The organism is Bacillus sp. PAMC28748, assembly GCF_014250415.1.
GTDB lineage: Bacteria > Bacillota > Bacilli > Bacillales > Bacillaceae > Bacillus > Bacillus licheniformis.
Genome location: NZ_CP060192.1, coordinates 2,663,007 through 2,681,834, shown reverse-complemented (window position 1 = coordinate 2,681,834; position 18,828 = coordinate 2,663,007). Strand labels below are relative to the sequence as shown.

Below are 18,828 nucleotides of genomic sequence, written 5' to 3'. Positions count from 1 at the left end.
GTTCGCCTCCTATGCTGTATGGGATTTTTTATCGTAATAATTCTTCGATTCGTATATTTTGTTTTCAAAAAAATTTTGAATTGGTTCGTCTAAAACTTCCGCAATGTCTTTCAGTAACTCAACATGAATTTTCCTGCGGCCTAATTCATATCCGTTATAAGTGGCTGTATGAATTCCTAGACTTTTTGCAACAAATTTTTGTGTTATGCCTTTTGATTGTCTGATTGCTCTTAATTTTTCATTCACTCTCACGATCATCACCTCCATTATACGTTTCGAAGAATTCTTTAATTACATGATAATTCTTCGATTCGTATATGTCAACATGAAATTATACTTTTTGTTAATTTTTTTTACTCAAAATGAAGAGTAATGTACAATTTGAAGAAAGCAATAACTTAATGGAGGAATTATTATGGCTCTCGGAGCAAGGATAAGAGCTTTAAGGGAGAAGGAAAACCTAACTCAAAAAGCTTTAGCTGCAAAATTGAATATCCCTCACCAAAATCTTTCTAATTATGAACGTGGTTTCAGACAACCTGATTATGAAACCTTAATTAAGATAGCGGATTTTTTCGAAGTTACAACTGACTATTTACTTCGTGGTGTCGATCCGAAGGCACAAGATAAAATCTTTGAAGATGAGGCAAAGAAAATTTTGAATGATCCCAAAACCTTCCTCGCTGCCCGCGATGGAGAAATAACACAGGAGATTTTAGATGCTGCCCTCGAAATCATTACGGAGCAATTAAAAGAAGGACAGAAAAAGAAATCAGAATAAACAATAGTATTGTAAGACCGGTCACATACTTATAATAAAATGGGGGTGTTTTTTAGATGGAAAACAAAGAATTTGAATTGATTTTGAAAGAGATTCAGGCCATTAGTAACCGTCTAACCGATCTCGAAAAAAATGTTGCGACTAAAGATGACATCAAAGCATTAAGTGAGAAAATCGATTCTCAGCATGTCGAAAACATTAATGCGGATAATCTCCTTCTTGATGAAATCAGCTCCCTTAAAGAAGGCGTCATCTTTGTTAACCGCAAAGTGGCCGATGCAGAATTCGAGATTCATACATTAAAAGCCCGCAAACAACAGTGAGACTATTGTCAAAACTGGTAAAATCCCGTTGAAATATTATGTATTTTAGCCTATTATAAAAGACGTACATATATATGAACTGGGGGAACTGAACGTGGGAAAAGAAAAAACAAAAAAGCCAATTTATAAGAAATGGTGGTTTTGGTTAATCATCGTTATCATCATCGGGGCAGCAGCATCAAATGGTGGAAATTCAGAGCAAGCTTCATCAACAAATAAAGAAAAATCCACCGAGAGTAAAACGACTGAAACAAAACAAGATACGAAGAAAGAAGAAAAAAAGGAAGAACCGAAAAAAGAGGAAACAAACCCTAAAATCGGTGACGATGTTAAAGTCGGTGATATGAATTATAAAATCACTGGGAAGAAAACAGCAGATCAGGTGGGACCGTCTGCATTGCCTCAAAAAGCTAGCGATAAATACCTTGTTATTGATGTCACATTGAAAAATAACGGCAATGAAAAAGTAACAGTAGACGCTTCTTTCTTCAAGCTTAAACGTGGAGAAAAAACCTATGAAGCTGATTCTGCTGCAAGCATGTCAGCGAACCAAAGCGAGGACGGCAATATTGACAATAGCTTTTTCCTTCAAAACTTGAATCCTGATTCTAAAATCAGTGGAAAAGTAGTATTTGATGTAGCTCCGGAAGTTGCTAACGCAAAAGACCTACAATTACAAGTGCAGACTGGTGCATGGGGAACGGAAACCGGAATCATCGATTTAAAATAATTGATAGCCTCTAAATGAGGCTTTTCTTTCACACGAAAAACAGAACGTATGTTCTTTATTTTTCAAAAAAGTATTATCTCAATTTGATAAATGGGCTTAGGAGGCGTTCTTCTTGGTGTATACAAACAGTCATTTGGAGGATTGGATTGAAAACTTGTACAGAAGCATCAACATTATCATACCTGAGCAAATTGATTTCGAGCGCATAGCAGAGTTGTTAGGCATAAGGGTTTATTTCAAGCCTACCCCTAGCTGCACTTTCAAATATAATGACGTGTACACGATTGTATTAGATAGCCGGAAAACCCGCTGCGAGCAGTGGGATGACTTTGCTCACGAACTATGCCATCTTTACAGACATGAAGGAGATAAAAAAACAATGCCAAAGTTTTGGTCAGATTATCAGGAAGGACAAGCAAATTACTTCTCATATCACTTTTGCATCCCTACTTTCATGCTTCACGGAATGAAAATTCCGCATAATCGTTTTTTCGACGTTCACCTCATTGCCAAGATGTTTAAAGTCACTGAACCATTTGCGAAAGTACGCCTTAACATGTACTTTAACAAAATTCATCTTATCGTTAGTTAAAAGAAACTTTAAATAAGATTGGGGGATAATATGGCTTCATTTCAGCAGTACAAAACCAAAACGGGCTATAAATGGCTTTTTAAAATGGGAGTTGGTATCGATCCCAAAACCGGCAATAGGAAAACAACAACACGCCGAGGCTTTAAAACTAAAAAAGAAGCTGTCGCAGCCGCCGCGGAATTCCAGAAGGAAATTGATAATAATGCTCTTATCCGAAATGACATCACTTTTGAGGATGTCTTTAAAGAATGGTGGGATGTTCATTCCAAAACGATAAAGCGCAGCACCAGATATAGAAAGCTATCGAAATTCAAAAAGCATATCCTGCCGCACTTCGGGAAATTAAAAATAAAAGACATCACAAGAGCATACTGTCAAAAGGTGATAAATCGGATAGCTCAGGAAATTGATTCTGTTCAAAATGTAAAAATTCAAGCTAACCTTGTATTTAAATATGCTCTAAGGATGGAATACATCACAAAAAATCCAATGGAATTCGTTGTGATCCCCAAAAAAGAAGAGAATTTTTTATCGCAGGAAGAAGAGAAACGGAACTTTTGGGAAAAGGCCGAAATCAAAACCTTTCTCGAAAAAGCGCATTCTCAACTCGCCCCACAAGATTATGTCATGTTTTATGTTCTTATTTTCACCGGTATGCGAAAAGGGGAACTTCTTGCCTTGGAATGGAAGGACGTTGATTTAAAAGAGAAAACAATAAACATCAAACAAACAATGTTTTTTGAAAACGGAGAAGAAGTCATCCAAACAACGAAAAAATATCATTCCAAGCGAATTATCACAATTGATGATCAAACAGCCCAAATACTTAAAAAATGGCGCACACAACAAAAAGAAATGCTCTTGTCTAATGGAATCACCTCAGAAGCTAAATACGTCCTTATACGGGACGATATGCGCCCTCTAAGGCTTGCATATCCAAACGACCTTTTAAACCGTATGATCGCTAAAAATAAGCTTCACAGAATCACGATTCACGGTTTTAGACATTCTCACGCATCAATCCTTTTTGAAGCAGGCGCATCCATAAAAGAAGTACAAGCCCGTTTAGGTCACAAAGAAATTCAAACGACTATGAACATCTATACACATGTCACGAAAACCGCAAAAGAAAAAACGGCCGAAACATTTAAAAAGTACATGGAATTATGAGAAATTCATTTAAACGTGGTCAAAATGTGGTCAAAAATCAATTTTAAACAAAAAACAAGCCCTCATCCGGTCGCTCGGAAGAGGGCTTGAACGTTGGTATATTAACGTTTTGAGAACTGAGGTGCACGACATGCGCCTTTAAGTCCGTATTTTTCCCTCCGGATGATTCGTCACCTGTTTTCCTGCTTTTTCGCTTCCTTTATGTATCCAATGAAATCAATCATAACGCCTTTATCGGGATCATTGCGTATCCGAAACGCAATCGTTCCGGGCTGACCGGTATTTTCCATCTTGTAAGCGGCATGAAACACATGGATGCTCGCTTCAGAAATTTGAAAATCATCAGCATGAAGCCCGGAAATTCCCCATTTCTGCTTGTCTTTCAAGATTGTTTCCGGAGAAGGGTTTGCGCCCTCCACGTACAAGCGCTTCATCTTTGATAAATCATCGTCCAATATCGCCTCAAGCATATCCTCAACTGCGACGAGCCGCCTGTCTTTTCCTTCATCTTCATTCTGACAGCCGGCAACAATCAATGCAACGGCTAAACAAATCAGCACAGCTGCAATCCTTCTCATACCAATCCCCCCCCTGATCTCTGCCTAAAATATAAAGGCTTTTACGAATTCTGGCAAGCAAAAAACCCTCCGGATAAGGAGGGCTTTTCTGCTTACAGCGAATGAATGAATGCAGTTGCAATACCGAAGTAGATCAACAGCGACAAAATGTCATTTAATGTTGTAATCAGCGGACCCGATGCAATCGCAGGGTCGACATTGCACTTGTGAAGGATGATCGGGACGATCGTTCCCGCCATCGTTCCGATGATCAGAGTGGCAAAAAGCGAAGTCCCTACCACAAATCCGAGCAGCAGATTCCCCTGCCATACTATCGCGATTCCCGTAATCACGATCGCACACACGACGCCAATAATAATCCCGGCTCTAAGCTCCCGGAAAATCAAGCGGAAAATCGTTTTTTTATTGAGCTCTTCTTTTGACAGCCCTCTGATGACGACAGCGAGGGACTGTGTTCCAGTGTTACCCGTCATTCCCGCGATCATCGGCATAAAAAAGGCCAATGCGACAACCTGCTGCAGCGTGTCTTCAAAATAGCTCATAATGCTGCCAGAGATCAAACCGATGAACAAAAGCAAGATCAGCCACGGCAGACGGCGGTATGCGGCGACATACGATTTTGTATCAAACGTGATCGCCTTACCTGATGCTGCGAATTTTTCATAGTCTTCATTCGCTTCCTGGATGACGATGTCGATAATGTCATCAACCGTTACGATCCCGACAAGCTCATGATTTTTTTCTACAACGGGAATCGCCAGAAAGTCGTACCGCTCGATGAGCCTTGCGACTTCTTCCTGATCTTGAAGAGCGTCCGCCGATATGACCCTTGTAAACATTAATTCCTGAACCTTCTCATCGGGTTCTGCCAAAATGAGATCACGGTATGAGATAACCCCGACAAGCTGTTTTTGTTCGTTGATGACGTATAAATAGTTGATGGACTCCGCGATTTCCGCAAAGCTTTTCAGCTTGACGACCGCTTCTTTTACCGTGTAATGCTGCGGAATCCAGACATAGCGGTTTGTCATAATTCTTCCCGCTGTTTCAGGCGGGTAGTTCATCAAAACGCGGACCGCTTCGGATTCTTCCGCTTCCATGCTGGATAGAAGCTGGTCTTTCAGCTCAGGGTCCATTTCCTCGAAGAGCGCGGCAAGGTCGTCGTTGTCCATTTTATTCATCACATGGATCGCCTTTTCTTTGCCGACCTTGTTCAGAACGACTAGCTGCTCTTCTCTGTCAAGTTCGCCCATGAGATCGGTGATGTCTTCTACCGTTAAAAAAGACAGATACCGGCCGCGGTGCTTTTCGGGCATTTCCTTAAACAGAATCGCCATATCATAAGGCTGCAGTTCTTCTAAAACGCTTTGGAACTCTTTTCGTTTTCCGTCTCTCAGCAAAATAATAATGCGTAAAATCAGTTCATCATATGTCATGTTTTTTACCATGGCAATCTGTCCCTCCCTTTTCAGGAGATCCTTATATCACCATAGCAAAAGGGGTGAAGTATAAGGATCTCCTCATCAATCAATGTGTGATGCTGCAAAATATTTCTCGTATGTTTAAACCGCCTCGAATGGGGAGAATCCATACTACCACCTCCTTGATTAATACGGAAAGTTCATTTTCCTCAAAAAATAAAAAAACACCTATTCATCGAAATGAAGGTGTTAAAAGCCATACAAAATAAAACCCTAACGCCTTCCATCGTAGAGCTTTAGCACTGTATGGCATAGGCAGCATGCCAGCTGCATTAAAAATCACCTTAGATCGATGATTTCTGTTGACCCATTGGCGTCTTTGGACATTTTTGGGCAGCAGCGTATCTCCATACAGGAGCCTCACCTAACGAAGAGCTGTATTTACCGGACACAATGAGATTACAGAAAAAAAGGGTAACTGTCAATAAGAAAAGCAACTTTCATGCTCTCTATTATGTGTTGATTCCCGTTTTCGTCAAAATTAAACCAGCTCTTTCGCCCAGGTGCCGAGCTCCGTTCTTATTTTTCGCTTTCCTGCTCAAGGTCGTCCTTTGACAGCAGGTGATAGTTTTCGTGCAGTAAAAGCGCGTATTCTCCTTCATATTTTGGATGCGGCACAAACTCCGCCTGCTCAATTGATAATTCGTCTCTTTTTTCGTCTTCTTGTTCTTTCACCCTGTATCCACTCCTTTTTTTAATAGGATATCCTTTTGCCGGGATAATATGTTGAAGCGAAATCTCATATATCTAGTGACTCTCTCGCCCTTCCACCGATTTCACAGGTCTTTTCGCTTACAATTCCAGCATTGTTCGCAATTATTCGACTTATATCCTCTATTATCTATATTTTTTAACTTTTCATAAAATTCATACAAATGAACCTTTTTTTAACAAAGTGAATGTTTTACAATAGAATCACGCACCTTGTAACCCATCTAAAGCAGCATATAACAGGGAGGGCTTTGAAATGCAAATGCGATTAATTCCTTATGTCACTGACACAAAGCTGATGGACGTGAATGAACTGCCGGAAGGAATCGATGCGATTAAGGCACCGGAGCTGTGGTCACAAGGTTTTAAAGGAAAAGATATCACTGTCGCAGTGCTTGATACAGGCTGTGACGCAACCCATCCAGATTTGGCGGACCGAATCATCGGAGGCAGAAACTTCACTGATGATGACAACGGAAAAGAAGATCAGTTTCATGATTATAATGGACATGGCACCCATGTGGCGGGTACGATTGCCGCAAACGATCAAAACGGAGGCATTTCCGGCGTAGCACCCGAAGCGAACCTATTAATCGTCAAGGTGCTCGGCGGTGAAGACGGCAGCGGAGATTATGAATGGATCATCAACGGGATCAACTACGCCGTTGAGCAAAAAGCCGACATTATTTCAATGTCGCTCGGCGGTCCTGCCGACGTTCCGGAGTTGAAGGAAGCGGTGACAAACGCCGTAAAGAGCGGAGTGCTCGTCGTCTGCGCCGCAGGAAACGAAGGCGACGGCAATGACCGTACAGAGGAGTACTCATACCCTGCTGCATACAACGAAGTCATCGCCGTCGGATCCGTGTCATTGACGCGTGAGTCTTCCGAATTTTCAAATGCGAACAAAGAAATTGACCTTGTTGCACCTGGAGAAGAAATCCTCTCTACATTGCCCGACCATCAATACGGAAAGCTGACGGGAACATCGATGGCTACACCGCACGTCAGCGGAGCGCTCGCTCTCATCAAGTCAGCTGAAGAAGAGGCGTTTAAACGGAAACTGACAGAACCCGAACTGTATGCTCAGTTAATCCGCCGCACGCTCCCTCTTGATTACTCAAAAGCGCTGATCGGCAACGGATTCTTATATTTGTCAGCGCCGGAGGTACTGGCGGAAAAAGCCGGCGAAGCAAAACTTCTTTCCCTTTAACAGCCTAAAGAAGGCTGCCGACAATGTCGGCGGCCTTTTTCATGGCCATGTATAAAGCTGAATCTTTTTAATTGCAAGAATTCAAAAATTATTTTGACTAAAAGATCGCGGCGGTATATAATCTACTAAACAATTTCATCGCCGGGAACATGGTAATCTAACGAGGTTAGATTTTAAAAGGGAAGTTTGGTGAAAATCCAACGCGGTCCCGCCACTGTGAATGAGGAGGTTATTTCATAAAACCCACTGTTTCTATATGGGAAGGGGGAAATAACCGTCGATTCATGAGCCAGGAGACCTGCCTGTTCTGACGCACCATAAACCTACGGTCGATAGGAGGTGTTCGAGTTGACGTAACAATCGCTACGTTTATTTCTCGTTCGCAACATGCTGTTTTCAGGCATTCACCTTCTCATTGTCCGAAGTGTGAGTGTCTTTTTTTATTGAACACTAAAAGGAGGAGACCAGACATGACTAATGTAAAAACGAGCAGCTTGGGCTTTCCAAGAATCGGCTTGAACAGAGAATGGAAAAAATCGCTTGAGGCTTATTGGAAAGGAAACACGGACCGCGAGACCTTTTTGAAAGAAATGGATGAACAATTTTTAGCAGCGCTCCAGACTCAGCTTGATCAGCAAATCGATATCATACCGGTTTCCGACTTTACAATGTACGACCATGTTCTTGACACGGCGGTGATGTTCAACTGGATTCCAGATCGATTCAAGGATATAAACGATCCGTTAGATACTTATTTCGCAATGGCGAGAGGCACGAAAGATGCTGTATCGAGTGAAATGACAAAATGGTTTAATACAAACTACCATTATATTGTGCCTGAATATGAAAAAGGTGCACAATACCGCGTGACGAGAAACAAACCGCTTCAAGATTACAAAAGAGCAAAAGCAGCATTGGGAACAGAAACGAAGCCCGTCCTACTCGGCCTTTACACTTTCGTAGCCCTTGCAAAAGGCTATGAACAACAGGATATCAAAGATATTTATAATCAAATGACACCTCTTTATATCCAGGTTTTGAAAGAGCTTGAGCAGGAAGGCGTCAAATGGGTGCAAATCGACGAGCCTGCTCTTGTGACGGCTTCACCTGAAGAAGCGGCTGCTGTCAAAGAAATCTATCAGACGATTACAGAGGAAGTCTCTGAACTGAACATCCTTCTGCAAACCTACTTTGACTCGGTTGATGCTTATGAAGAGCTGATATCGTTTCCTGTCGCAGGAATTGGTCTTGATTTTGTTCATGATAAAGGGAAAAACTTCGAACACCTGAAAGCGCACGGTTTTCCTAAAGACAAAGTCCTTGCCGCCGGCATTTTAGACGGACGCAACATTTGGAAAGCCAATCTCGAAGAGCGCCTCGACCTGACGCTTGAACTGATCCAGAGAGCGGGTGTTGACGAAGTCTGGATTCAGCCTTCAAACAGCCTGCTTCATGTCCCTGTCGCAAAACACCCGGGCGAACATCTTGCCGACGATCTCTTGAACGGTTTATCTTTCGCAAAAGAGAAACTTCTGGAGCTTACACTGCTGAAGAACGGACTTGTTTCCGGAAAAGCGGCCATCCAAGCGGAAATCGATGAAGCGCACGGACACCTTCAAGATCTCAAACAGTACGGTGCAGCGACAAATTCAGCCTTTGCCGAAGAAAGAGGCAAGCTGACCGAGGAAGACTTTAAACGCCCGACAGCTTTTGAAGAAAGGCTGCGGATTCAAAATGACTCTCTCGGACTTCCCCTATTGCCGACAACAACGATCGGCAGCTTCCCGCAGACGGCGGATGTGCGGAGCGCGCGGCAAAAATGGCGGAAAAAAGAATGGTCCGACGAGCAGTATGAAGCATTTATTCAGGAAGAAACAAAGAAATGGATTGATATTCAGGAAGATCTCGGACTTGACGTTCTCGTTCACGGAGAATTCGAACGTACAGACATGGTTGAGTATTTCGGCGAAAAGCTCGGAGGATTCGCCTTTACTAAATACGCCTGGGTTCAGTCATACGGTTCCCGCTGCGTCCGGCCGCCGGTCATCTACGGAGATGTCGAGTTTAAAGAGCCGATGACAGTAAAAGAAACGGTTTACGCCCAATCCTTGACCTCGAAGAAAGTCAAGGGCATGCTGACAGGGCCTGTTACCATTTTAAACTGGTCCTTTGCCCGCTATGACCTGCCGAGAAAAGAGATCGCCTTCCAAATCGCCTGCGCCCTCCGCAAAGAGGTTGAAGCGCTTGAAAAAGCAGGAATTCAAATCATTCAGGTCGATGAACCTGCCTTGAGAGAAGGCCTGCCGCTTAAAGAACGGGATTGGGACGAGTATCTCAAATGGGCTGCCGAAGCGTTCAGACTGTCCACTTCATCTGTGGAAGATACGACGCAAATCCATACGCATATGTGCTACAGCAACTTTGAAGAAATCGTAGACGCGATCGAAGATCTTGACGCAGACGTCATTACGATCGAGCACAGCAGAAGCCACGGCGGATTTCTTGATTATCTGGAACAGCACCCTTACCTGAAAGGGCTTGGTCTTGGCGTATATGATATTCACAGCCCTCGCGTCCCTTCCAGCGATGAAATGCTCACGATCATAGAAGACGCGCTGAAAGTCTGCCCGGCTGATCGCTTCTGGGTAAACCCTGACTGCGGTTTAAAAACGAGACAGCCAGAGGAAACGATCGCAGCGCTTAAGAATATGGTTGAAGCAGCCAAACAAGCAAGAGGCAAACTGGCTCAGACTGTTTAATTTCACAAAAAATCCACTACAAACGCCGCCTGTTCACACGGGCGGCTCTTTTCATGGCTCCAGCCCTTTTTAGGCCAAAAGAACCGTTATACAAGGTATGTCCGCCCAAAAAACATTAAGACTTTTGATTCATTCGTACGATTTCCTTCCGTATCCTTTTCTTTTAACATATTTGTAGTAGATGATGGAAGGGAAGGAAAATATGTAGTGATTGACGATGGAATAGCGTTAGAACGAAAAATCAAGCGAAAAATATATCAGGAAGACATTCACTCTCTTCAGCTATACGTAAAAGATGTGAATGCCGCCATTGATGAGCTGAGGCAGGAAAGTTCTTCTATTTTAAAAGCACACCAAACGTATATCAACGGATGGCGCGGACAGGCGCGCGAAATGTATGACGCGCTTTTGGACGATCTCGACCGGGCGGAATCGCGCGTGTATGACAAGCTGAGGACCATTAAAGAGCAGGCGGACGAAGAAATTGAACGGCTTCAGCTGAAAGCCGAGGAGCTGATATGACGATCCGGCTGAACATCAATGATCTGCACGCCCTCGCCCGCCAATTTCGCTATTCCCACCAGCGAATCAGCGATTTAATACGCCTTTTGAACCGTCATTTTCATGTTCTTTTCTCCAGCGTGAAAACAGCAAGAACATGCGGCATCGATCAGGCGCAATCCGAAATGGAACATGAACTCAAAGGATTTTTACACACGCTCGATGATTTGCAGCATCTCCTGCACTTTACAGAAATCCGCATGAAAAAGACCGATCAGATGCTTGCGGAGAAGCTCTTTCACAGCGGCGGGCATTTGGCCGGCTACCTGCCGATCATGTCTTCTTTGGCTGCAGCCAAATGTTCCCCTGGCAGCTATAAACTGACCGCACCGCCGCTGTCTGAACCGCTCGCTCTCATGAAGCAGATCAAACAAAACGGTCTGTCAGGACTCATTACAAAAAAACGAGCCGCAGCATATATTCAGTTTGATGAAGAGGGACAGCAGCAGCTGTGGTCGGCGCGCCGCATGATCAGCCGCACAATCGCCGACAACCTTTGCATTCTGGCATATCAGCAAATCGCAAAAGGCCCGCTTTCTCTTACAGTCTTACTTTTCGGAAAAAAAGCGGAAGCAGATGCGGCAGATGTCAAAACCGTTTGTCTTTCAAAAAACAAAACGATTACCGCCGACACGCTTCACAGCTTCAGTGCCAAAATATATTCCGGCTAGGAGCCTCGGAGCCTGATTCCAACATCAGGCTTTTTGGCATGCCTACCAGGTGGCATTCTTTGCTTCTACTCTATGTTCACCGTCTCCTTCTCTTTCAATCGCGGCGCTTCCATCCTCGGAAACCGTTACAACCGCAAGAGCTGTGTCATGAACATAGCTTGAGTTCCATAGTTCACCGACCGGCCTCTTTTTTATAAGATTCAAGAGCATCAATATAAACACGGAATGGCTGACAATGAGGACATTGCCTTCCCGATGGCGGCGGAGAATGAATTGATACGCCTGACTGACCCGCCTTTCAAAATCGTAAAAGCTCTCGCTTTCATCGGGCATATATGTTTCAGGCGTATTAAAATACGCTTCCAGCAAGTCAGGATCACTTTGTTTGATCTCATCATACGTTTTCCCTTCCCAGCGGCCTATCGAGATTTCTTTTAATCTGTCGTCTGTTATAAAGGGAATGCTGCGGTTCTGCAGCATAGCCCGCGCAGAATCAACGGCCCGGCCGCTTGGACTGGAATATGCGGCTTGGAATTGAACATCTTTCAGCCGTTCGCCGAGGGCATTTGCGTTTGCCAGTCCCAAAGCCGTTAAATTGGAGTCTTCCCAGCCTTGCATTCTTTTTTCAATATTCCATTCCGTCTGACCGTGTCTTGCAATATACAATGTAAGCAAAACATCATCCCCCGTTCATTATTCTAGCATTCATTGTATGCGATGTGCGGTTTGAAATCAAATATGCTGAATATTCTGACATGTGTTTATTTTGCCGGGTCCATCAGCTATAATAAGAAGGCAAGACAACCAAGGAGGATACAGAAATGAATCATGAAGCATTTTTGCAGCGCGCCATCGACCTTGCGGTGGAGAGCGTGAAAAGCGGCACAGGCGGACCTTTTGGCGCTGTGATAGTCAAAGACGGCCAAATTATCGCCGAGGGAAAAAACAATGTCACAACAAGCAATGATCCAACCGCGCACGCGGAAGTAACGGCTATTCGGCTCGCCTGTGAAGCACTTGGCGATTATCAGCTGAACGACTGCATTCTTTATACAAGCTGTGAACCGTGCCCCATGTGCCTGGGAGCCATCTACTGGGCGAGACCGAAGGAAGTTTACTTCGCCGCTCAGCATTCGGATGCCGCATCGGCCGGTTTTGACGACTCTTTTATTTATGAAGAAATCACCAAAACGAAAAGCGAACGGAAAATTCCTTTTTATAAAATGGACCTTCAAGCAAAGCTTGAACCTTTTCTCACATGGGAAAAGACCGATCAAAAAGTGGAATATTAAAAAAAGCTTCCTTCATCAGGAAGCTTTTTTTATTTTGAAGCAGACGGCTCATACCATTCAAGCTTTTGATCTTCCGATTCCAAATCAAGGCTTTCTGCTTTTCCATCCTTTTCAATTTCAAGCCTGACAATTTTCCCTTTCAGTTTTTCAGGTGCTTCGGCGACATCCCTCTCAAAATCGGCTGTTTTCTGATAAGTTTTTTCCCCTGCTTTTGTTTTGATTGTAATGTTTTGCTCCGACTCGCTGACAAACGTGGCGATGATTTTTCGGCTGCCGTCTTTCTCCTCCTCATATACGCCATTTTGGTCGGCTTTTGACTGCGGCATAAGCTCGGCTTCTTCCGCTTCTTGCGTTTTTCCATCCACCTCTACCTTCACAAGCTTCCCGATTAAGTCATCATGGTCTTCTTCGCTGTGAAAGCGGCTGCTTTTCGGAACAATCAGTTCCTTATCCTTTATTTCGAGCGTGATTTGGTCATCTTCAGCATGAACATACTTGCCTATCAAATCAAAATCTTCTTCAGACCGGATATTTTTGTCAAGGGAATATGTTTTCAAATCAGGTGCTTTCTGCTTGGCCGTATCAGCCGGGGATTGATTGCCGTTGTTCTTCTCCGCCGCTCCGGTTCCGCATCCTGCAAGGACAATAGCGAGAGAAAGCACGGAGAACACAAGCGCTTTTTTAAGATATGCCATATGCTGCTCCTTTCTAAAAAAGAAAGCAAACAAGCTTTGTTTGCTTTCTCGTTTTCATCTTTCCCGTTTATTTATTTTACTTCAAGATTGACGTCGATATTTCCTCTCGTCGCTTTTGAATAAGGGCAAAAGTCATGAGCGGCTTCGACCAGCTCTTTCGCTTTTTCTTTTTCTACCCCGCCTGCTGTGACGATCAGCTTGACGCCGATTTTAAAACCGCCGTCACTCTCATCCTTCAGCAAGCTCACATGGCCTTCGACCTCAGAATCGATGTCAATGCCTTTTTGTTTTGCGACATGTTCCAATGCGCCGCCGAAGCACGCCGCGTATCCCGCCGCAAAGAGCTGTTCAGGATTTGTCCCTGATTCGCCTTCTTTTTTTTCATTTGGCATGACAATGTTATGGTCCAAAACCCCGTCATCTGATTTGACATGTCCGGATCTTCCGCCTTTTGCCGTGACTTTTGCTGTAAACAATGCAGTCATCCTGATTCCTCCTTACGTTTTTTCCTCTACTCTTTATATTTCACAAAATGAGTTTTTTAAACATCCGTTTTTGTTTTTTCGGGTTTTCAGCCGATCAATGGGAAAAGAACGCAAAATCTTATACAATAAAAAGGAACATAAAAAAGAGTTGGTGAAACGATGGCAAACGAATTTGAACATATGAGGCTTGACAGACAGCTTTGCTTTCTCCTTTATGCAAGCTCGCGTGAAATGACGAAGCTTTACAAGCCTCTGCTTGATGAACTCAATATTACGTATCCGCAGTACCTCGCGCTCCTTTTATTATGGGAACACGGGGAATTAAGCGTCAAAACAATGGGCAAGCTCCTTTATCTCGATTCCGGCACACTGACGCCGATGCTGAAGAGAATGGAGCAGCACGGGCTTTTAACAAGAGAGCGGTCACCTGAAGATGAACGGTCTGTAATTGTCAGACTGACAGCAGGCGGCCAGGCACTCCAAGAAAAAGCAAGCAGCATTCCGCAGCACATGATCGCCCAGACCGATCTGTCGGCTGGCGAACTGAAAAACTTGAAGCAAACGCTTGAATCCCTTCTTGCTTCATTGACGAAAAAAACAGATGTGCTGTAAAGACAGCAAAAAGGCGCCTTCATATCGAAGGCGCCTCTTTTTTAAGAAATCACTTCAAGGTTGACATCAACATTTCCGGAAATTGCTTTTGAATACGGGCAAACGGTATGAGCTTGATGGACGAGTTTTTCGAGCTCCCTCTGTTCAACGCCGGTTCCTTTTACTTGCAGTGTGACACTGAGCTTATAGCCTCCATCTGCTTCATCTTTCAGAAGGCTGACGTTCGCCGTCACCTCTGTCTCCATTCGAAGACGCGCCTTTTGGGCGGTCAATTGCAATGCGCTGTCAAAGCATGCCGCGTATCCGGCGGCAAACAGCTGCTCCGGGTTGGTGGCATTTTCGTTTTCCTTGGCTTTTGGCGTTCCCGGCATGGCCAGCTCCAGCTCAAGGACGCGGTCAGATGAGGTGACTTGTCCGTCTCTGCCACCATTGGCAGTGGCTTGCGAGGTAAATAGCGGTTTCATGATTTATCGTCTCCTTTAATTTATATTGTGAACAATTTAATTTTATAAAATTAAAAGTGATAACACAACAAAAAACATCCTGTCTTCATTCGAGACAGGATGCCACACTTTCATATCCGGATTTGTCCGTTTCCTTTAATGATATATTTAGAAGAAGTCAGCGCTTTAAGGCCCATCGGCCCCCGTGCGTGAAGCTTTTGCGTGCTGATGCCGATTTCGGCGCCGTAGCCGAATTCAAAGCCGTCTGTAAAACGTGTTGAAGCATTGTGGTAAACAGCTGCAGCGTCAACAGACGTTAAGAAATACCGGGCGTTTTCCTGATTTTCAGTCAGAATCGCTTCCGAATGACGTGTGCCGTACTGTCTGATGTGCCGGATGGCTTCATCGATTCCGGCAACGGTTTTGATGCTGACAACCGGCGCAAGAAACTCGGTTCCCCAGTCGGTCTCGCGAGCTGGAACCGCAGAAGGCAGCATCGTGCATACGGCTTCGTCTCCCCTGATTTCAACGCCCGCTTCTTCAAGCTTTTGAAGAAGCGCTTTCGTATGCTCTTCCGCCCAGCCTTTATGGATGAGCACCGTTTCAATCGCATTGCAGACAGAAGGGCGCTGCGTTTTGGCATTGATTACAACCTGCTCAGCCATGTCTGGCTGAGCCGATTCATCAATGAATATGTGGCAGTTCCCCGCGCCTGTTTCAAGCACAGGCACTGTGGATTCCCGCACCACCATATCGATGAGGTTTTTCCCTCCTCTCGGGATGAGCACATCCAAGCCGTCGTTTAAAGTGAACAGCTGTTTTGCCGTTTCTTTGCTTGTATCTTCAATGAGCTGAACGGCATCCTCTGGAAGCGCCGAGCGTTCGAGCGCTTCCCTGATCACGCGGACGAGCGCTTTATTGCTGTTGATGGCTGACGAACTGCCCCGCAGGATGACGGCATTTCCCGTTTTCAAACAAAGGGTTGCGGCGTCGACCGTTACATTCGGACGAGCCTCATAGATCATTCCGACGACTCCGAGCGGGACCCTGACATTTTCAATGAAAAGCCCGTTGTCTTTGCGGATCGTTTCAAGCGTTTCCCCCACAGGGTCTTCAAGCTTTGTGAGCAGCATGACGGCGTCTGCTATATCATTCAGCCTCTCCGGCGTTAAGGCAAGGCGGTCAAGCAGCGCAGGCGAAAAGCCTTTTTCTTTGCCGCGGACGATATCTTTCTCGTTTTCTGCCAATATCTCATCCTGCTTAAAGCGGATGGCCTCGGCGATAAAGGAAAGCGCCTCATTTTTCCTTTCAGTCGGCTGATGAACCAGTTCTTCCTTTGCGACTTTGGCCTTTTTTGCTTTTTCAATCACTTCGCTCATTCTTTCATCCCCTTATTCTTTAATGCTTACCCAATCATTTCGATGGATGACTTCTATCCCTTCTTCATGATGGAACTCATCGCTTCGCTTCCCTTTTACCTCTTCAAGCTCTGCGGCGGAGTACAGCGTTTGGCCTTTCCCGGCCAAGCCGTTCGGTCCGTAAACTTCGACAACCGCCCCTTTCGGAAAATCTCCGGATATCGCTGTTACGCCGGCCGGCAGCAGGCTCCCGCCGTTTTCGGTAATCGCCAGCTCAGCCCCTTCATCAACGGTAATCTTCCCTGAAACAGGTGAATGAAAGGCGATCCACTGCCTATGATTGTTGACGGAAGACAGGTCGGATTGGCCGATATAGGTGCCGTCCCCGTTTCCTTTTAAAATCTGGATCAGCTTATCATCTCCCTCTCCGGCGCCTATGAAAACATTGACGCCGAGTGAAAGAGCGGTTTTTGCCGCCAAAAGCTTCGACTTCATCCCGCCCGTCCCGACTTTTGATCCGGCGGAAGCGGCGCAGCCCAAAAGTTCGTCCGTAATTTCGGGAATGTAATCAAAACGGCGGGCATCGGGATGTTCAGCCGGATTCGAGTCATAGAGGCCGTTAATATCCGTTAAAATGATGAGTTTGTCGGCATGAATCAGTCCGCTTACAAGGGCGGAAAGCATGTCGTTGTCCCCAAACGTCAATTCTTCAACAGATACCGAATCATTTTCATTAATAATCGGGACAAGCCCCCGTTCAATCAGTTCCATAACGGTCGCATATGCATTTCGATAGCGCTCCCGTTTGGCAAAATCGTTTCTCGTCAATAAGATCTGCGCAGGCTTGATATCGTGGTCTGCAAAATGCTCGATGTATGTTTGCATTAACAAGCTCTGGCCGACGGCCGCTGCAGCCTGTTTTCCCTTTAGCGTCACAGGCCTTGCGGGATAGCCGAGCTGTAAAAATCCCGCAGCGACAGCCCCCGACGAAATGAAGATGACTTCATGGCCTTCTTTTTTCAGAGCAGCTATCGCCCGAACATGGTCATTGATCTTCTCCTCATCGATGCTGCCCTTCGAGTTGGTTAATGAACTGCTTCCGATTTTAATGACAATCCGTTGTTTTTTCACGTTTTTTCCCTCCGAGATGATCTGGCAGAAGGCCAATAAAAAAAGCCCTTTTCGTCCAAGTAAAAAAGGACGAAAAGAGCTTTCCGCGGTACCACCTTCATTGAATGCGCGAGAAAATAAAGCGCACTCCTCTTTCCCCTTTAACGCCAGGGTATGCGCCCAGGTTTTCCCCCTGGGACTCCGAGGCAGGTTCGGCAGGTTTCATGTGGTGAAATGTTTCAGCATGCCATTTCACTCTCTTTCACAGAAAGAACTGCTTACTGGCCCTCTTCAACGCTCGTGATTTTTTATTATTATGCCTAGGAAAAACGCCTCTGTCAAGAGGCAGATCAAACAATTTAATTAAAGACGATCGTCTTGTTTCCATGCACGATAATCCGGTCTTCCAAGTGCCATTTGACCGCTCTTGCCAAAACGCTTCTCTCAATCGTTCGGCCGATGTTTTTCAATGCTTCCACATTGTCTCTGTGGTCGACCCGTTCGATATCCTGTTCGATGATCGGCCCTTCATCCAATTCGTTTGTCACATAATGCGATGTTGCTCCGATCAGTTTAACGCCTCTTTCATATGCCCGTTTATACGGATTCGCCCCGATAAAAGCCGGCAGGAAGGAGTGGTGAATATTTATGATTTTGTTCGGATGAGCCGAGACAAAATCAGGCGTTAAAATCTGCATATATCGGGCGAGAACGATGACATCCGCACGATACTCTTCAAGCCATTTCAGCTGCTGTTTTTCCACTTCCTGACGAATGTCTTTGTTCGCTTTCATGTAAAGGAACGGAATATTCAGGGATTCAACAGTTTCTCTTGCATCTTCATGATTGCTGATAACCGCTGCAATCTCCGCCATCAAATTGCCGCTCTGCCATTCCCATAGCAGTTCATGCAGGCAGTGAAGCTCTTTTGAAACGAAGATAGCGACGCGTTTCAGTTCGCTCGCCAAATTCATGCTCCACGTCATTTGGAAGGACTCCGCCACAGAGGCGAATGCCGCTTTCATCTGTTCGATCTTTTCGCGGATGCCTTGAACTTCAAACTCAATCCGCAGAAAGAACCGGCCTCCTTCAGGGTCTGTCGTATACTGGTTCGATTCAATAATATTCGCACCGTTCTCAAATAAAAATGAAGAAACGGCGGCGACGATTCCAGGCTGATCCGGACAGCTGACCAGAAGGCGGGCCTTATCGTTATTGATTTCCTGATATTGCGATAACTGCTGTTTCATATATGCGTTCATTTTC

At 44.9% G+C, this 18,828-nt stretch carries 22 protein-coding genes, 2 riboswitches and 1 other annotated feature; of the genes, 11 read left to right on the top strand and 11 right to left on the bottom strand.

The window, feature by feature from the left end:
- Positions 1–9: 9 nt before the first annotated feature.
- Positions 10–252: a helix-turn-helix domain-containing protein gene (locus H7F26_RS13695; RefSeq protein ID WP_016885869.1), complete on the bottom strand. Its 243-nt coding sequence runs from the start codon at positions 250–252 to the stop codon at positions 10–12.
- Between the two features lie 163 nt (positions 253–415).
- On the opposite strand from H7F26_RS13695, the gene H7F26_RS13690 reads away from it, so the two are divergent.
- The 5 genes from H7F26_RS13690 to H7F26_RS13670 all read left to right on the top strand — a co-directional run bounded on the left by H7F26_RS13690 (position 416) and on the right by H7F26_RS13670 (position 3,596).
- A complete protein-coding gene (locus tag H7F26_RS13690; protein WP_025805711.1) occupies positions 416–781 on the top strand; it encodes a helix-turn-helix domain-containing protein in 366 nt (121 codons plus the stop codon).
- Positions 782–837: 56 nt separating this feature from the next.
- Entirely contained in the window at positions 838–1,104 is a 267-nt protein-coding gene (locus H7F26_RS13685) for a hypothetical protein (RefSeq protein WP_016885871.1), read from the top strand.
- Positions 1,105–1,198: 94 nt separating this feature from the next.
- The gene (locus tag H7F26_RS13680; protein ID WP_016885872.1) at positions 1,199–1,834 is read left to right on the top strand and encodes a DUF4352 domain-containing protein; all 636 of its coding nucleotides are present in this window, start codon (positions 1,199–1,201) and stop codon (positions 1,832–1,834) included.
- 112 nt (positions 1,835–1,946) lie between these two features.
- Positions 1,947–2,426 (top strand): ImmA/IrrE family metallo-endopeptidase, encoded by a 480-nt coding sequence (locus H7F26_RS13675; RefSeq protein WP_016885873.1) that lies wholly within the window; start codon positions 1,947–1,949, stop codon positions 2,424–2,426.
- A gap of 30 nt (positions 2,427–2,456) precedes the next feature.
- Complete coding sequence (locus H7F26_RS13670; protein WP_016885874.1) at positions 2,457–3,596, top strand: site-specific integrase; 1,140 nt, start codon at positions 2,457–2,459, stop codon at positions 3,594–3,596.
- Positions 3,597–3,766: 170 nt separating this feature from the next.
- On the opposite strand, the gene H7F26_RS13665 is transcribed toward H7F26_RS13670, so the two are convergent.
- From H7F26_RS13665 to H7F26_RS13655, 3 genes are all read right to left on the bottom strand, one after another.
- Entirely contained in the window at positions 3,767–4,174 is a 408-nt protein-coding gene (locus H7F26_RS13665) for a hypothetical protein (protein ID WP_003181017.1), read from the bottom strand.
- 92 nt (positions 4,175–4,266) lie between these two features.
- Positions 4,267–5,622: a magnesium transporter gene (mgtE, locus tag H7F26_RS13660; protein WP_003181016.1), complete on the bottom strand. Its 1,356-nt coding sequence runs from the start codon at positions 5,620–5,622 to the stop codon at positions 4,267–4,269.
- A 247-nt stretch (positions 5,623–5,869) separates the two neighbouring features.
- A riboswitch (M-box (ykoK) riboswitch) is annotated at positions 5,870–6,034 on the bottom strand.
- Between the two features lie 140 nt (positions 6,035–6,174).
- On the bottom strand, positions 6,175–6,330 hold the full coding sequence (locus H7F26_RS13655) for a transcriptional regulator SplA domain-containing protein (RefSeq protein WP_003181012.1): 156 nt from the start codon (positions 6,328–6,330) through the stop codon (positions 6,175–6,177).
- A 292-nt stretch (positions 6,331–6,622) separates the two neighbouring features.
- On the opposite strand from H7F26_RS13655, the gene H7F26_RS13650 reads away from it, so the two are divergent.
- From H7F26_RS13650 to H7F26_RS13635, 4 genes are all read left to right on the top strand, one after another.
- Positions 6,623–7,576, top strand: a complete 954-nt coding sequence (locus H7F26_RS13650) for a S8 family peptidase (RefSeq protein WP_003181011.1) — start codon at positions 6,623–6,625, stop codon at positions 7,574–7,576.
- Positions 7,577–7,709: 133 nt separating this feature from the next.
- Positions 7,710–7,897: riboswitch (cobalamin riboswitch) on the top strand.
- Positions 7,898–8,046: 149 nt separating this feature from the next.
- Complete coding sequence (gene metE / locus H7F26_RS13645) at positions 8,047–10,335, top strand: 5-methyltetrahydropteroyltriglutamate--homocysteine S-methyltransferase (protein WP_016886665.1); 2,289 nt, start codon at positions 8,047–8,049, stop codon at positions 10,333–10,335.
- 207 nt (positions 10,336–10,542) lie between these two features.
- Positions 10,543–10,857 (top strand): WXG100 family type VII secretion target, encoded by a 315-nt coding sequence (locus H7F26_RS13640; protein WP_003181007.1) that lies wholly within the window; start codon positions 10,543–10,545, stop codon positions 10,855–10,857.
- On the top strand, positions 10,854–11,567 hold the full coding sequence (locus tag H7F26_RS13635; protein ID WP_003181005.1) for a hypothetical protein: 714 nt from the start codon (positions 10,854–10,856) through the stop codon (positions 11,565–11,567). The genes H7F26_RS13640 and H7F26_RS13635 overlap by 4 nt, the downstream gene beginning before the upstream one ends.
- Positions 11,568–11,609: 42 nt before the next feature.
- Here the strand turns inward: H7F26_RS13635 and H7F26_RS13630 are convergent, their stop codons facing one another.
- Positions 11,610–12,242: a histidine phosphatase family protein gene (locus H7F26_RS13630; RefSeq protein ID WP_003181002.1), complete on the bottom strand. Its 633-nt coding sequence runs from the start codon at positions 12,240–12,242 to the stop codon at positions 11,610–11,612.
- Positions 12,243–12,388: 146 nt separating this feature from the next.
- Here H7F26_RS13630 and H7F26_RS13625 point away from each other — a divergent pair, with 146 nt between their 5' ends.
- Positions 12,389–12,859, top strand: coding sequence for a guanine deaminase (locus tag H7F26_RS13625; protein WP_003181000.1), 471 nt, complete (start codon positions 12,389–12,391; stop codon positions 12,857–12,859).
- Positions 12,860–12,888: 29 nt separating this feature from the next.
- Here H7F26_RS13625 and H7F26_RS13620 read toward each other — a convergent pair whose 3' ends face one another.
- Both H7F26_RS13620 and H7F26_RS13615 read right to left on the bottom strand, forming a co-directional pair.
- Positions 12,889–13,554, bottom strand: a complete 666-nt coding sequence (locus H7F26_RS13620) for a hypothetical protein (protein ID WP_003180997.1) — start codon at positions 13,552–13,554, stop codon at positions 12,889–12,891.
- Between the two features lie 71 nt (positions 13,555–13,625).
- A complete protein-coding gene (locus H7F26_RS13615; protein WP_003180995.1) occupies positions 13,626–14,039 on the bottom strand; it encodes an organic hydroperoxide resistance protein OhrB in 414 nt (137 codons plus the stop codon).
- Positions 14,040–14,198: 159 nt separating this feature from the next.
- On the opposite strand from H7F26_RS13615, the gene H7F26_RS13610 reads away from it, so the two are divergent.
- Positions 14,199–14,651 carry a MarR family winged helix-turn-helix transcriptional regulator gene (locus H7F26_RS13610; RefSeq protein ID WP_003180993.1) on the top strand — a complete coding sequence of 151 codons (453 nt, stop codon included), beginning with the start codon at positions 14,199–14,201 and terminating at the stop codon, positions 14,649–14,651.
- Positions 14,652–14,692: 41 nt separating this feature from the next.
- Here H7F26_RS13610 and H7F26_RS13605 read toward each other — a convergent pair whose 3' ends face one another.
- The 4 genes from H7F26_RS13605 to purU form a co-directional block, all read right to left on the bottom strand.
- Entirely contained in the window at positions 14,693–15,115 is a 423-nt protein-coding gene (locus H7F26_RS13605) for an organic hydroperoxide resistance protein (protein ID WP_003180992.1), read from the bottom strand.
- 110 nt (positions 15,116–15,225) lie between these two features.
- On the bottom strand, positions 15,226–16,473 hold the full coding sequence (locus H7F26_RS13600) for a glutamate-5-semialdehyde dehydrogenase (protein WP_003180990.1): 1,248 nt from the start codon (positions 16,471–16,473) through the stop codon (positions 15,226–15,228).
- A 12-nt stretch (positions 16,474–16,485) separates the two neighbouring features.
- Positions 16,486–17,583, bottom strand: a complete 1,098-nt coding sequence (gene proB, locus H7F26_RS13595; RefSeq protein ID WP_003180987.1) for a glutamate 5-kinase — start codon at positions 17,581–17,583, stop codon at positions 16,486–16,488.
- 62 nt (positions 17,584–17,645) lie between these two features.
- Positions 17,646–17,866: a binding site (T-box leader), on the bottom strand.
- Positions 17,867–17,921: 55 nt separating this feature from the next.
- Positions 17,922–18,824 carry a formyltetrahydrofolate deformylase gene (gene purU, locus H7F26_RS13590; RefSeq protein ID WP_003180984.1) on the bottom strand — a complete coding sequence of 301 codons (903 nt, stop codon included), beginning with the start codon at positions 18,822–18,824 and terminating at the stop codon, positions 17,922–17,924.
- Positions 18,825–18,828: the final 4 nt, after the last annotated feature.

Bases quoted from the DNA above. Each gene is read 5' to 3' on its own strand.
- H7F26_RS13635 (WP_003181005.1), top strand. From the start codon at position 10,854: ATGACGATCCGGCTGAACATCAATGATCTGCACGCCCTCGCCCGCCAA.
- H7F26_RS13615 (WP_003180995.1), bottom strand. From the start codon at position 14,039: ATGACTGCATTGTTTACAGCAAAAGTCACGGCAAAAGGCGGAAGATCC.
- H7F26_RS13605 (WP_003180992.1), bottom strand. From the start codon at position 15,115: ATGAAACCGCTATTTACCTCGCAAGCCACTGCCAATGGTGGCAGAGAC.
- H7F26_RS13620 (WP_003180997.1), bottom strand. From the start codon at position 13,554: ATGGCATATCTTAAAAAAGCGCTTGTGTTCTCCGTGCTTTCTCTCGCT.
- H7F26_RS13685 (WP_016885871.1), top strand. From the start codon at position 838: ATGGAAAACAAAGAATTTGAATTGATTTTGAAAGAGATTCAGGCCATT.
- H7F26_RS13670 (WP_016885874.1), top strand. From the start codon at position 2,457: ATGGCTTCATTTCAGCAGTACAAAACCAAAACGGGCTATAAATGGCTT.
- H7F26_RS13690 (WP_025805711.1), top strand. From the start codon at position 416: ATGGCTCTCGGAGCAAGGATAAGAGCTTTAAGGGAGAAGGAAAACCTA.
- H7F26_RS13610 (WP_003180993.1), top strand. From the start codon at position 14,199: ATGGCAAACGAATTTGAACATATGAGGCTTGACAGACAGCTTTGCTTT.
- purU (WP_003180984.1), bottom strand. From the start codon at position 18,824: ATGAACGCATATATGAAACAGCAGTTATCGCAATATCAGGAAATCAAT.
- H7F26_RS13600 (WP_003180990.1), bottom strand. From the start codon at position 16,473: ATGAGCGAAGTGATTGAAAAAGCAAAAAAGGCCAAAGTCGCAAAGGAA.
- H7F26_RS13665 (WP_003181017.1), bottom strand. From the start codon at position 4,174: ATGAGAAGGATTGCAGCTGTGCTGATTTGTTTAGCCGTTGCATTGATT.
- metE (WP_016886665.1), top strand. From the start codon at position 8,047: ATGACTAATGTAAAAACGAGCAGCTTGGGCTTTCCAAGAATCGGCTTG.
- mgtE (WP_003181016.1), bottom strand. From the start codon at position 5,622: ATGGTAAAAAACATGACATATGATGAACTGATTTTACGCATTATTATT.
- H7F26_RS13625 (WP_003181000.1), top strand. From the start codon at position 12,389: ATGAATCATGAAGCATTTTTGCAGCGCGCCATCGACCTTGCGGTGGAG.
- H7F26_RS13650 (WP_003181011.1), top strand. From the start codon at position 6,623: ATGCAAATGCGATTAATTCCTTATGTCACTGACACAAAGCTGATGGAC.